Source organism: Streptomyces sp. NPDC001851 (assembly GCF_040297165.1).
Taxonomy (GTDB): Bacteria; Actinomycetota; Actinomycetes; order Streptomycetales; family Streptomycetaceae; genus Streptomyces.
Map to the genome: position 1 here is coordinate 16,748 of NZ_JBEOYR010000050.1, position 12,561 is coordinate 29,308.

Genomic DNA, 12,561 nt, shown 5'->3' on the forward strand with positions numbered 1-12,561 from the left:
CGGTCAGCCCGCGAACGCCGGCTGGGCGACGCCCCGGCCCGCGCCCGGTACCACCAGCAGCGAGCCCGCCAGCGGGTCCGGCGCCGAAAGCCCCGTGCGGGCCGTCGTGACGTACAGGTCGGTCAGGCCGGCGCCGCCGAACGCACACGCCGTCGTACGAGGCGTGGGCAGGCTGATCACCCGGTCCAGCGCACCGCGGGGCGTGTAGCGACGCACCGCTCCCCCGTCCCACAGCGCCACCCACACACAGCCGTCCGCGTCGACCGTCAGACCGTCGGGGAAGCCCGCGCCCTCCTCGATCCCGGCCAGCGGCCTGCGGCCATGGACCCGTTCCCCGTCGTAGTCGAAGACGTCCACCCGGCGGGTCGGCGAGTCGGCGTAGTACATGAGGCGCCCGTCGGGGCTCCAGGCCGTGCCGTTGCTGACCGTGACGTCGGGCAGCACCGTCTCCACCGCCCCGTCACCCGTCAGCCGGCTCAGCGTGCCGCCGCCCGCCGCCTCGTCGTACCGCATCGTGCCCGCCCACAGCGAGCCGTCCGGCGCCACCGCGGCGTCGTTCGCGCGGCGGCCGGCGACCGGCTCGTGGTGCAGCCAGCGGAACGTGCCGTCGGGGTCCAGCAGCCCGACGCCGTCCCGCAGGTTGAGCACCAGGCCGCCGCCCTCGCGGGGCTTGGCCGCGCCCACGTGCTGCTCCGTCGTCCGCACGGTACGACGGCCGGTGGCGGGGTCGTAGGTGTGCACGCGCATGCCCAGGATGTCCAGCCAGATCAGCCGGCCCGTCGCCGGGTCCCAGGTCGGGCCCTCGCCCAGCTCCGCCTCGGCCCGTACGGCGACCTCGTACCCGGCGCTCACGCCGCGCTCCGGTGGCCCAGCCGCTCCGACAGCTCCGCCGCGCCCTTCACCGCCAGCTGCTCCAGCTCGGCCCGGCGCTCCTCGCTCCAGCGGATCATCGGCACGGAGATGGAGAGGGCGGCGACGACGTGGCCGGTGCGGTCGCGGACCGGGGCGGCCACACAGCTCACGTCCGGGTTGGACTCACGGCTCTCCACCGCGAGGCCCCGCTGCCGGATCTCCGCCAGCGCCTCCCGCAGCGCGCCGGGGTCGGTGATGCTGTTGGGGGTCATCGCGGTCAGCTCGGCGCCGTCCGGGATGCGGGCCGCGAGCTCCTGCTCCGGCAGCGAGGCCAGCAGCATCTTGCCCACCGAGGTGCAGTGGGCGGGCAGCCGGCGGCCCGCGGCCGAGACCATGCGCACGGCGTGCGTGGAGTCGACCTTGGCGATGTAGATGACGTCGGTGCCCTCCAGGATCGCCACGTGCACCGTCTCGTCGCAGGTCTCGGCGACCGAGCGGGCCACCTGCTGGCCCTCGGCGGCGAGGTCGAGCTGCTCGGCGTAGCGGCTGCCGAGCTGGTACGGGCGTACGCCGAGCCGGTAGCGTCCGGGCTGACCGGGCACCTGCACGATGTACGACCGTGCGGCGAGCGTGGTGACCAGCTCGTGCACGGTGGTGCGCGGCAGCTGGAGCCTGCGCACGATGTCGGGGGCGGAGAGCGTCCCGTCCCCGTCGAGGAACAGCTCCAGAATGTCGAGAGCCCGGGTCACGGCAGGCACGAGGCGTCCCACGTCCGGCCCCCTCCCTTGGGTAAGCGCCTGTTCGAGATTTCAACAGGCGATCGGCATGACGAACACAGGCTAGCCATGGAGAGTTGCGCGGGCAATGGGCGGGAACGGGCCGGGCACCATGGATGCCATGCGTCTCGACTTCCAGCTGGTGCTGCTGCGCCGCATGGCCGACCACAACCCGGACCTGGTCGAGGACGCCCGCCGGCAGCTCGGCGTCTCGATCGCGGACATGCGGGAGACGAACAAGCGCTGGCAGGCGATGGTCCGCTCGCCGGGATCCCGGTCCGCCGCGGCACGCTATCGCTCGGTCCTGGGCGAGCCGGAATCCGTCCTCCCGCGCCGCCTCGGCGACGTCGGCTGCGAGGCCCGGCGCTGGGCCCTGCCCCTCTGGCCCGACCTGCGCTTCGAGGTGCTGGTCGGGCCGGACGGGGCGGTCTGGAACGAGTGGCTGGTCCGCGCGCCGGACGCCCCGGCCCCGCGGCTCCGGACCCTGGACGACCTCGCCCCCTGGTCCTGCACGGTGGACGAGGCCGCCCGCGCCTTCGCCCCGGCCCGCCCGCTGGAGGGCACCGCCCCCACCCGGTGGGGGCTGGCCTTCACCGCCCCCGACCGGGACGGCGTACCGCACGAGGTGGTCGCCGAGTTCACCTGGGGGCTGCTCCAGCGGACGGCGGTCGTCGGCTGAGCGGCCCGTCAGTCGTCGAAGCCCGTCGCCCGGGTGCGCTTCTCCCAGGCGGTGACGTCCTCGCGGACCTGGTCGAGATGGGCGAGGACGGCGCTCACCCCGTCCTCGCCGAGCGGCAGCCGCAGCGGGCTGTGCTCGGCCTCCAGCGCGGCCAGGATCAGGGCGGCCGCCTTGGCGGGGTCGCCGGGCTGGGTGCCGTCGCCGCCGGCCAGGAAGCCGCGGGTCTCGGCGACCTTGGCGTACACCCCGGTGTCGGAGCTGACGCCGGCGCGGCCGGTGCCGAACAGCGAGGTGCGGAACGCGCCCGGCTCGACGACGAGCACCTTGATGCCGTACTCCCGCGCCTCGTCCGCGAGCGCCTCGGACAGGCCCTCCAGGGCGAACTTCGTCGCGCTGTAGGCCCCGAAGCCGGCGAAGGACATCTGGCCGCCCATGCTGCTCATCTGCACGATCGCGCCCGAGCGCCGCTCCCGCATGTGCGGCAGCACCGCCCGCACCAGGGCCGCCGGGCCGAAGAAGTGCAGGTCGAACAGGGCGCGCAGCTCGTCGTCGGTGGTCTCCTCGACGGCGCCGACGTGGGTGCGTCCCGCGTTGTTGACCAGCACGTCGATCCGCCCGTGCCGGGCCAGCACATCCCGGACCGCGTCCTCGGCCGCGGCCAGGTCGGTGACGTCCAGCCGCAGCGCCTCCACCTGGTCGGGATGGGCGGCCACCAGGTCGTCGAGGGCCTCCGGTCGCCGGGCCGCGCCGACCACCACATCCCCGGCGGCCACGGCGGCCTCGGTGATCGCCCGCCCGAAACCGCTGCTCGCCCCGGTCACCAGCCATACCTTGTTCATCACAACTCCCCGTGGGACTCGATCCGTTCGACACGGACAAGACTGCCGCCCGATGCCGTTGCCCGTCCAAGACCTCCGGTGATAACCATCGGCTATGACGACGGACGTCCACGGCCGGGATCTGCGCTACTTCGTCGCGGTCGCCGAGGAGCTGCACTTCACGCGCGCCGCCGAGCGGCTGTATGTCTCACAGCCCGCGCTGAGCAAGCAGATCCGGGCGCTGGAGCGGCAGTTGGGGGCGGAACTGTTCCGGCGCGATCAGCACGGCGTCGCGCTGACGGGGGCCGGGGAAGCGCTGCTGCCGCACGCCCGGCGGGTGCTGGCCGCGTGGGAGGCGGGGGCGGCGGCCGTGGAGGCGGCCAAGGCGGCCCAGCGCAGCACGCTGATGGTGGGCATGAGCACCAGTCCGGGCCGGGGCGGGCTGCTGCCGGCCGTCCGCTCCCGGTTCACCGCCGCGCATCCCGAGGTCACGGTCCGGCTGCGCCAGATGAGCTGGGACGATCCGACGGCGGGCCTGGCGGACGGCACGGCGGACATCGCCTTCGTCTGGCTGCCGCTGCCCGACGAGCAGCGCTACGCCTGGACGGTGGTCGCCGAGGAGCCCCGGCTGCTCGCCCTGCCCGAGTCGCATCCGCTCGCCGCCCGTGCCGAACTCGACTTCGCCGACCTGCTGGACGAGCCGTTCCTGGCCCTGCCCCGGAGCGCGGGCCGGCTGCGTGACCACTGGCTCGCCCTGGACGCCCGCTCCGGCCGGCCGCCCCGGATCGGCGCGGAGGTCTCCGGGGCGGAGGAGACGTACGAGGCCCTGGTCGCGGGGCTCGGCATCTGCCTGGTGGCCGAGGGCAACGCGCCGCTGGTCACCCGGGGCGGCGTCACCATCCGCCGGGTCCGGGGCATCGGCCCGAGCCGCTATGCGCTGGCCTGGCGGAAAGAGGACGAGCGCCGGCCACTGGTGCGCGCGTACGCGCAGGCGTGCCGAGAGACGGTGCGCTAGGCGCCCCGAAGGGGTGCGGGCTGTATGGAGTATGCGGCTCCGCCGCGTGGGCCCGACAGGCCACGGCGCCGCCGCAGCCGCGGGACGGCACCTCGCGGCACCCCGGCAGGCGCTACCGGGCAGCCTCCGATATCGCCTCCACCACCCGCTCCAGCGACCCTGGGTGCAGCCACAGGAAAAGATTCGGCTCGACCAGCTCCAGCTCCATCAGCCGCGGCTGCCCGTCCTCCCCGTCGACAAGGTCCACGCGCGCGTACAGCAACCCGGAACCACCGGGCACCGCACCCAACGCCTTGTCGGCGACGGCCAGTTCGGCGTCAGTGGGCTCCCACCGCTCCAGATCCGGATGAGCCACCTTCTCCGCGTCGTACGCCGTCCCCGGCGTGAGCACCGCGCCCTTGCGGCTGGCGTGCAGCAGCCGGCCGCCGAAGAACTGCAGCGCCCGCTCCCCGCCGGCGTCGATGCCGCGCATGTACGGCTGCACCATCGCGGTGAGGCCCTCGGCGTGCATCCGGCCGAGCTGCCGTACCGCCTGCTCGTGCTCGGCGGGCGTGTAGCGGGCGGCGAACCGGGCGCCCGCGCCCGAGGTCGGCTTGATCACGTACTCGTGGCCGTCGGGCAGGCCGCCCGGCTCGCCCGGCGCGAGGTAGCGGGTGGGGACGGTGGGCACGCCGGCCGCCGCCAGCTCGCCGAGGTAGCGCTTGTCGGTGTTCCAGCGCACCACGGGCGCCGGATTGGCGAGCCGGGTGAGCGCGTCGACCCGGTCCGCCCAGGCCCGGAACTCCGCGGCCCGCCAGCTGTAGTCCCAGGTGGAGCGGATCACGACGAGGTCGTAGCGGCCCCAGTCCGCGTCCGGGTCGTCCCAGTAGCGGGCCTCGGCCTCGGCCCCGGCCTCGCCCAGCGCGCGCACCAGCTCCGGCAGGTCGGTGTCCTTGCCCGGCTCGGCCCCGGGGTCGTAGGTGGCGAGGGCGATGCGGGGCACGGCGGACTCCCTGTCGTACGACGGTTCGATCCCGGCGAGGCTAACAACGGCCGCTGTCCGGTATGAAGGGGATATGGCCACCGACGGCACTGACGCGTACACCGGCGTACCCGGGCTGCCGCCCCTGGTGCGGGCCGCGCTCACCGCCGCCCGCCGCCACCGTTTCCCCCACTCGTGCCGCCCCGAACAGGGCCGTCTGCTGCACGCGTTGGCCGGCGGGGCCCAGGTCCGGATCGGGGAGACCGGGACCGGGCTCGGCGTGGGGCTGGCCTGGCTGGCCTCCGGCGCGGCGCCCGGGGTGCGGCTGTGCGGCGTGGAGCGGGATCCGCGGCGGGCGCGGGCCGCCGCGCAGGTGTTCGCCGGGCGGCCCGGGGTCACCGTGCTCACCGGTGACTGGCGGCGGATCGAGGAGCACGGTCCCTTCGACCTGCTCGTGCTCGACGGCGGCGGACAGGGCAAGGCCCCCGGGGATCCGCCCGCCGCCGTGGAGCGGCTGCTGGTGCCCGGCGGGACGGTCGTCGTGGACGACTTCACCCCGGCGAGCGGCTGGCCGCCGCTGCACGCCGGCGAGGTGGACCGGGCCCGGCTGCACTGGCTGGAGCATCCCGCGCTGCGCGCGACCGAAGTGCGGCTCGCGACGGACTTGAGCGCGGTCGTCGGGACGAGACTCCTGGTGTAGGAAGGGTGCGAAGGTCGAGCGACAGTCCCACAGTTAGGAGTACGCCGCGTGTCCTCCCTCTTCCCCGCCCTGGCGGACGGTCCGGGCGAGCGCAGCGAGACGGGGGTCCCCCCGGACGAAGTCCGGGGGAGGACCGCCCTGCGGTTCGGCGAACGGTCGTTGACGTACGGCGGGCTGGCCGGGGCCGCCGGTGCGCTCGCCGCCCGGCTGCGGGGCGCCGGCCGGGTCGCCGTATGGGCCACGCCGGAGCTGGAGACCGCCGTCGCCGTGACGGGCGTCCTGCTCGCCGGGGCCGCCGCGGTGCCGCTGAACCCCAGGTCGGGCGAGAAGGAGCTCGCGCACATCCTCTCCGACAGCGCCCCGGCGCTGGTGCTGGCCGCGCCGGGTGCCGAACTCCCTTCGGTGCTGGGCGGGCTGGAGCGCGTCGAGGTGGACGCGACGGCCGGCCCCGGCGCCGTTCCCGACGACACGGCCGCCGCCGAGGACCCGGCGCTGATCGTCTACACCTCCGGCACCACCGGCCCGCCCAAGGGTGCCGTCCTGCCCCGCCGGGCCCTCGCCACCACCCTGGACGCCCTGGCCGACGCCTGGCAGTGGACCGGCGACGACGTGCTGGTGCACGGGCTGCCCCTGTTCCATGTGCACGGGCTGGTGCTGGGCGTGCTGGGCCCGCTGCGGCGCGGTGGCGGCGTACGGCACCTGGGCCGCTTCAGCACCGAGGGCGTGGCACGGGAGCTGAACGCCGGCGCGACCATGCTGTTCGGGGTGCCGACGATGTACCACCGCATCGCCGAGGCCCTGCCGGGGGACGCGGAGCTCGCCAAGGCGCTGGGCCGGGCCCGTCTGCTGGTCTCCGGCTCGGCCGCGCTGCCCGTGCACGACCACGAGCGGATTGCGGCGGCCACCGGGCGGCGGGTGATCGAGCGGTACGGCATGACGGAGACCCTGATGAACACCAGCGTGCGGGCCGACGGGGAGCCGCGCGCGGGAACCGTGGGCGTACCGCTGCCCGGCGTGGAGCTGCGGCTCGTGGAGGAGGACGGGACGCCGATCACCGCGTACGACGGGGAGAGCGTCGGCGAGATCCAGGTGCGCGGGCCGAACCTGTTCACCGAGTATCTGAACCGGCCCGACGCCACCGCCGCCGCGTTCACCGCCGACGGGTTCTTCCGCACGGGCGACATGGCCGTCCGCGAGCCCGACGGCTATGTGCGGATCGTCGGCCGCAAGGCCACGGACCTGATCAAGAGCGGCGGGTACAAGATCGGGGCCGGTGAGATCGAGAACGCGCTGCTGGAGCACCCCGGGGTGCGGGAGGCGGCGGTCACCGGCGAGCCGGACGCGGACCTGGGCGAGCGGATCGTGGCCTGGATCGTCCCGGCCGACCCCCAGGCACCGCCCGGCGCCGAGGAGTTGGCGGACCACGTGGGCCGCCGTCTCGCCCCGCACAAGCGCCCCCGTGTCGTCCGCTACCTGGACGCACTCCCCCGCAACGACATGGGCAAGATCATGAAGCGGGCGCTGGCCGATGCCTGAGCGACGCTCGGCCCGGGCCGTACTGGCCCTGGTCGCGGACCCCGGCACCTTCGCCGAACTCCCGTTCAGCCCCGGGGAGTCCGCACCCGACGGCCCCCTCGGCTGGCAGGGTTACGACGCCTCGCGCGCCCGCGCCGCCGCCCGCACCGGCGAGGAGGAGTCGGTCGTCTGCGGCACCGCGCGGGTCGAGGGCACGCCGGCCGTGCTGATCGCCTTCGAGTTCGGCTTCCTGGGCGGCTCCCTGGGCGAACGCACCGGAGACCGCCTGGAGGCGGCGTACGTCCACGCCCGTGCCCACCGGCTGCCGGTCGTGCCGCTGATCGCGACCGGGGGCAGCCGGATGCAGGAGGGCATGCTCGCGCTGAGCCAACTCCAGCGGGTGGCCCGGCAGTCGGCGCTCACCCGAGAGGCGGGACTGCCGCAGATCGCGGTGCTGCGGGACCCGACGACCGGCGGCGGCTGGGCCACGCTCGGCGCGGGCGCGGACGTCGTCCTGGCGCTGTCCGGCGCCCAGGTCGGTTTCGCCGGCTCCCGTGTCCGTCCGCCCGACACCGACCCGTCCGCGTACACGGCGGAGTCCCAGCTGGCGGCGGGCTCGGCGGACGCGGTGGTGGCTCCGGCCGAGCTGAAGGAGGCACTGGGCGCGTGGCTGCGCCTGCTCACCTCCCCGTCCGCCGATGTGCCCGCCCCGCCCGCGGCCCTGCGCAGCGCCGGCCTCCCGGCCACCGGCTGGGACGCCGTCCAGCGCGCCCGCGCCCCCGAACGCCCCCGCGCCCAGGCCTACTTGGACGTGTACTTCACCCACCGCCGCGCCCTCAGCGGTGACCGGTGCGGCGGTACCGATCCCGGCGGCGTCCTCTGCGGCTTCGGTGAGCGGGAGGGCCGTACCGTCGCCTACGCCGCACAGACCGGGGCGCCGACCCGCCCCGCCGGCTTCCGGACCGCGGCCCGCCTGATCCGGCTGGCGGACCGCCTCGGCATCCCGGTGCTGACGCTGGTGGACACCCCGGGCGCCGCGAACGACGCGGAGGCGGAGCGGCAGGGGGCCGGCGCGGCGATCGCGGAGGTGTTCGGGGCGGTGGCCGCCGCCCGGGTCCCGATCACCACGCTCGTCATCGGCGAGGGCGGCTCCGGCGGAGCCCTGGCACTGGCCGCACCGGCCCACACCTGGGCCACCCCGGACAGCTACTTCTCGGTGATCGCCCCGGAACTGGCGGCGGCCATCCTCAAACGCCCGGTACAGGAGGTGAGGACGACCGCCGACCAGCTGCGGATCCGGCCCCAGGACCTGCTGGAGCTCGGGGTGATCCGGGGCATCGTCTGACCGCCGGCCGGCGTGAAGACGCATCCGGAACCCGCACCTGACCACGCGACACACCGGCGCACCCCCGGAAACCCCCCATTCAGCGGCACCCCGCCCGGCCCCCTCCAGCAGGCGCCCGCCCCCGGACCCCGCGCAGGATGCAGTCAGAAGGAAGAGGCCCGCGCACCCCAGGAGGATCTGCCGTGACCGTCCGTCTGGAGCAGCTGCGGCGCTGCCACTTCGCCGTCGACCTGGGCGCGGCCCGCACCCGGGTGTATGTGAAGGGTGCCGGGCTCGTGGTCGACCAGCCCTCGGTCGCCGCCGTGAACACACGGAGCGGGTCACTGATCGGGGTCGGCGACTTCGCGGAGCGGATGACGGGCCGGACACCGGGCTACATCCGGGTCGTACGGCCCATCTCCGGTGGCACGGTGGTCGACATCGAGATGGCCCAGCGCATGCTGCGGCAGCTGCTCGGCGACAAGACGCGCCGCGCCCTGCGGCGCAACCTGCGGCTGCGGGCCGCCGCGTGCACCCCGCACGGCGCGGATCCGCTGGCCCAGCGGGCGACCATCGAGACGCTGGTCGGGCTGGGTGCGCGCCGGGTCGAGCTGGTGGACACGCTGATCGCCGCCGCCGTCGGCTGCGGGCTGCCCGTCGAACGCCCCGAGGCCACCATGATCATCATGTGCGGGGCGGCGGCCACGCAGGTCGCGGTGCTCTCGCTCGGGTCCGTCGTGACCGCCGAGCGGGTCCCGGTGGGCGGCGAGGCCGTGGACCAGGCGATCGTGCAGTACCTGCGGCACGCGCACGAGCTGATACTGCCCAGCCAGTCCGTGCGTCCGCTGCAACTGGCCCTGTCCGGCAACGGACTGACCTCGCAGGGCCCGTCCTCCACGGAGATCCACGGCCGGGACGTGGTCACCGGGCTGGCCCGCAGCGTGCGCGTCGACACCGCCGCCGTGCGGAACGCGATCCAGACCCCGCTGACCGCCGTTCTCGACGGCATCGGCAAGGTGTTGCGCGACTGCCCGCCCGACCTGGTCGCCGACCTCGCCGACCGCGGGATCACGATGGTGGGCGGCTCGGCGCTGCTCCCCGGCTTCGACCGGATGCTGCGGCAGGCCACCGGGATGCCGGTGTACATCGCCGAACGCCCCGACGTCTGCGCGGCGGAGGGCATCGGCGCCATGCTGGAGGGCCGGATCGAGCCGCTGGTCCTGAACCCGCTGGCCGCCTGAGCGGCCCGCGGCGGCATGGCGGTCAGCCGCGGCTGCCCGCGACCGACAGCACGCACAGGCTCCCACCCCGAGCAGAACGCCCCCGGAAGCGGCCAGGGAACCCGTCGTGCCCGGCACCGCGGCCCCCGGAATCGACAGCGTGAGCGGTGGCGGCGCCGCGTGAGGGGTGGGGGAGGTCACCGCTGCAGGTAGCACCGGACAGCCGTCCCCGCGGCCCCCGTGTGCACCCGCACCAGATCCGCCACCAGATTGACCAGCAACAGCCCACGCCCGCCCCGCTGGTCCGGGGAGGCCGGACGCCGGCCGGCCAGCGGATCGGCCAGCCGGCCCTTGTCGCGGACCTCGCACAGCACGTGCCCGCCCTCGGCCCACACCGTGAGCCCGCCGGTGCCGCCGCCGTGGACCACGCTGTTGGTGGTGAGCTCGGCGGTGATCAGCGCCAGGTTCTCCAGTCCCAGACCGGCCAGGCCCAGCCGGGCGCCGTGCTCGGTGGCGAGGTGCCGTACGGCGGAGAGGGAGTCCTCGTCGAAGGCGGTGGTGAACACGTCCGTACCGTCGGCGGGGGCGGGCGGCAGCGGCTCGTTGTAGCGGGCGACCACGTCCTCGGGGTCGTAGGCCTCGCTGGTGCCCCGCGCGCCGGCGCGGATCACGACCGGATGGGTGGCGTGCGCGTCGGCGAGCGCGCGCTCGTCCAGCCGGGCGGTGTCGTACGGACACAGGATGGTGACCTCGCGGCCCTGGAACGCGGCGTTGATCAGCGCCTCGTGCTGGGCGCAGGCCGGGTACTCGGCCGGGCTGCGGCCCGCCCAGACCGGTTCGCCGATGATGTGGACGCGCCGGCCGGAGGGCTGGGCGTCGGCGAAGGCACGCAGCACACCGGGGATGATCCGGCCGGGGTTGCGGCCCGCCTCCCGCATGTCCAGGAACCGTACGCCGGCGCCGTCGGCGCCCAGCGCGTCCTGGATCAGCCGCAGGTTGTCGCCGGGTACGGCGACCGCGACCGGTGCGCCGGCCGCCAGCGCATCACGGACGAAGGGGACGGTGCCGGCCAGGTACTCCTGTGTGTCGCCGTAGAACAGCGCGGGGTGCACGAACGGCTCGACGGGGTCGGCGGATCGCGTCGTCGGTGCTGTGGTCATGACGCCGCCACCTCGATCGCCGGAAGCCCGGGCCACAACAGCTCCAGAACGCGGGGCAGCGCGGCCGGCGGGCGGTCCAGCACCAGCCGCCGCTCACCGAACCGCCGGGCGGCGTCCGCGAGCACCTCGGCCCCGGCGACGTCGACGAAGGACAGCGCGGAGAGCTCCATGTGGTACACGTCCCCGTCATCGCGCACGGCGCCCTCCAGCGCGCGCTCCCAGATTCCGTGAGTGGGCAGGCTCACCTCGCCCACCGCGCGGAATCCGGTGCGCCCGGTCAGCGGGTACACGTCGAGCCAGGGCGCCGGCACGGCACCGGTCGGCCGCCGTGGCCGCACCACCTCGGATCCACTCACGCCTTCTCCCACTCGCACAGGAAGAGAAGTGCCCAGTATGGCGCTCGACTCACCCGTCAAGGGTCCGGATCCTGGAACGGCGGGTGTGGGCGAGGGCGCGCGGGGCAGCCGGGCGGCGTGGCACCGAGCGGGACCGAGGAGAGCGGAGAACGGGGCGGCGACATGCGTTCTGCGGCACACGCACCGCACACCGGGCGGCCGGACACCCTGGTCGTCGACGGCCACGGGCAGGGTGGCCGGATCGTCCTGCGGGCGCGCGGCGAACTGGTCCAGGGCTGTACGGACACCCTCGCCGGGGTCCTGGCCGGGCTGCCGGCGGACGCCGCCGCGATCGAGCTGGACCTGACGGAGGTGTCCTTCATGGACTCGACCGGCCCGGCGTTCCTGGACGTGCTGCGGGAGTACGGCCGCCGGCACGCGGTCGCGGTCTCGGCCACCGGCTGGCGGGGGCAGCCGCGCCGGGTCCTGGAGCTGATGGGGCTGGACACCACCGACCCGCTGCGCACCGCGCCACCCGCCGGCCGCCCGGCCCGCACCGGCTCGGCGGTGGCCCGGGAACGCGCCGAGCAGCTGGACTCGCTGCGCCTGGAGATCGCGCAGTTGCGGCACGCGATCGATTCCCGACCGGTGATCGACCAGGCACGCGGCATCCTGATGGCCGCGCACGGCTGCACCCCGGACGACGCCTGGGACATCCTGCGCGAGACGTCCCAGCGCTCCAACACCAAGCTGCGCCGGGTGGCGGCGGCGGTCACGGCGAGCGCGACCCCCGGCGGCCCGGCCCTCCCGGAGGAGCTGCGCACCGCCCTTCGGGCGGCGGTCGACGCCCGGCGCGGTGCCCCGGGGCCCCGGGACGCCGGCTGACGCGGCGGTCAGTACGGCAGGATGCGCCCCGACGGCGTCCTGCGGTCGATCTCCCGCTCACGCGGGGCGGCGGGGCGCCGGCTGACGCGTACCCGGATGCGACGGTCCATGACGACCCCCTCCTGCCGACACCACCCGGCGGTGGTCGCCGGTAGGAGGTCCGTGCCCAGCGCGCGGCACGTTCAAGCGCGCGGGGGCCGAAGTCGTCGCCCGGCGCGACCGGCGCCCTAGTAGTGCTTCGTTACGTCGAGTGATCTCGCCTGCTGGTGGGCATCTTCGTGGTGTGAGGCTGGGGGAAGTGGAACGGCTCCGGGGTGAGTT

General features: G+C 75.1%; 13 protein-coding genes. 7 read left to right on the top strand and 6 right to left on the bottom strand.

Annotation, left to right across the window (positions count from 1 at the left end):
* Positions 1-3: 3 nt before the first annotated feature.
* Positions 4-852, bottom strand: a complete 849-nt coding sequence (locus ABT171_RS40560) for an SMP-30/gluconolactonase/LRE family protein (protein ID WP_351251833.1) — start codon at positions 850-852, stop codon at positions 4-6.
* Positions 849-1,622: an IclR family transcriptional regulator gene (locus ABT171_RS40565; protein ID WP_351251834.1), complete on the bottom strand. Its 774-nt coding sequence runs from the start codon at positions 1,620-1,622 to the stop codon at positions 849-851. The genes ABT171_RS40560 and ABT171_RS40565 overlap by 4 nt, the downstream gene beginning before the upstream one ends.
* A 94-nt stretch (positions 1,623-1,716) precedes the next feature.
* Here ABT171_RS40565 and ABT171_RS40570 point away from each other — a divergent pair, with 94 nt between their 5' ends.
* Positions 1,717-2,307 (top strand): hypothetical protein, encoded by a 591-nt coding sequence (locus ABT171_RS40570; RefSeq protein ID WP_351251835.1) that lies wholly within the window; start codon positions 1,717-1,719, stop codon positions 2,305-2,307.
* Between the two features lie 8 nt (positions 2,308-2,315).
* Here the strand turns inward: ABT171_RS40570 and ABT171_RS40575 are convergent, their stop codons facing one another.
* Positions 2,316-3,146, bottom strand: coding sequence for an oxidoreductase (locus ABT171_RS40575; protein WP_351251836.1), 831 nt, complete (start codon positions 3,144-3,146; stop codon positions 2,316-2,318).
* 94 nt (positions 3,147-3,240) lie between these two features.
* Here ABT171_RS40575 and ABT171_RS40580 point away from each other — a divergent pair, with 94 nt between their 5' ends.
* Positions 3,241-4,140: a LysR family transcriptional regulator gene (locus ABT171_RS40580; protein WP_351251837.1), complete on the top strand. Its 900-nt coding sequence runs from the start codon at positions 3,241-3,243 to the stop codon at positions 4,138-4,140.
* Positions 4,141-4,252: 112 nt separating this feature from the next.
* Here the strand turns inward: ABT171_RS40580 and ABT171_RS40585 are convergent, their stop codons facing one another.
* Complete coding sequence (locus ABT171_RS40585; RefSeq protein ID WP_351251839.1) at positions 4,253-5,122, bottom strand: ATP-grasp domain-containing protein; 870 nt, start codon at positions 5,120-5,122, stop codon at positions 4,253-4,255.
* 73 nt (positions 5,123-5,195) lie between these two features.
* On the opposite strand from ABT171_RS40585, the gene ABT171_RS40590 reads away from it, so the two are divergent.
* The 4 genes from ABT171_RS40590 to ABT171_RS40605 all read left to right on the top strand — a co-directional run bounded on the left by ABT171_RS40590 (position 5,196) and on the right by ABT171_RS40605 (position 9,881).
* Complete coding sequence (locus ABT171_RS40590; protein ID WP_351251841.1) at positions 5,196-5,801, top strand: O-methyltransferase; 606 nt, start codon at positions 5,196-5,198, stop codon at positions 5,799-5,801.
* A 48-nt stretch (positions 5,802-5,849) separates the two neighbouring features.
* Positions 5,850-7,337: an acyl-CoA synthetase gene (locus tag ABT171_RS40595; RefSeq protein WP_351251843.1), complete on the top strand. Its 1,488-nt coding sequence runs from the start codon at positions 5,850-5,852 to the stop codon at positions 7,335-7,337.
* Positions 7,330-8,661, top strand: a complete 1,332-nt coding sequence (locus ABT171_RS40600) for a carboxyl transferase domain-containing protein (RefSeq protein ID WP_351251845.1) — start codon at positions 7,330-7,332, stop codon at positions 8,659-8,661. Before ABT171_RS40595 ends, ABT171_RS40600 begins: the two co-directional genes overlap by 8 nt.
* Before the next feature lie 182 nt (positions 8,662-8,843).
* A complete protein-coding gene (locus tag ABT171_RS40605; protein ID WP_351251847.1) occupies positions 8,844-9,881 on the top strand; it encodes a rod shape-determining protein in 1,038 nt (345 codons plus the stop codon).
* Positions 9,882-10,057: 176 nt separating this feature from the next.
* On the opposite strand, the gene ABT171_RS40610 is transcribed toward ABT171_RS40605, so the two are convergent.
* Together ABT171_RS40610 and ABT171_RS40615 are read right to left on the bottom strand one after the other, a co-directional pair.
* Positions 10,058-11,020, bottom strand: a complete 963-nt coding sequence (locus tag ABT171_RS40610; RefSeq protein ID WP_351251849.1) for an anti-sigma factor RsbA family regulatory protein — start codon at positions 11,018-11,020, stop codon at positions 10,058-10,060.
* Positions 11,017-11,376: an STAS domain-containing protein gene (locus ABT171_RS40615; protein WP_351251851.1), complete on the bottom strand. Its 360-nt coding sequence runs from the start codon at positions 11,374-11,376 to the stop codon at positions 11,017-11,019. Before ABT171_RS40615 ends, ABT171_RS40610 begins: the two co-directional genes overlap by 4 nt.
* A 162-nt stretch (positions 11,377-11,538) precedes the next feature.
* On the opposite strand from ABT171_RS40615, the gene ABT171_RS40620 reads away from it, so the two are divergent.
* Positions 11,539-12,240, top strand: coding sequence for an ANTAR domain-containing protein (locus ABT171_RS40620; protein ID WP_351251853.1), 702 nt, complete (start codon positions 11,539-11,541; stop codon positions 12,238-12,240).
* Positions 12,241-12,561: the final 321 nt, after the last annotated feature.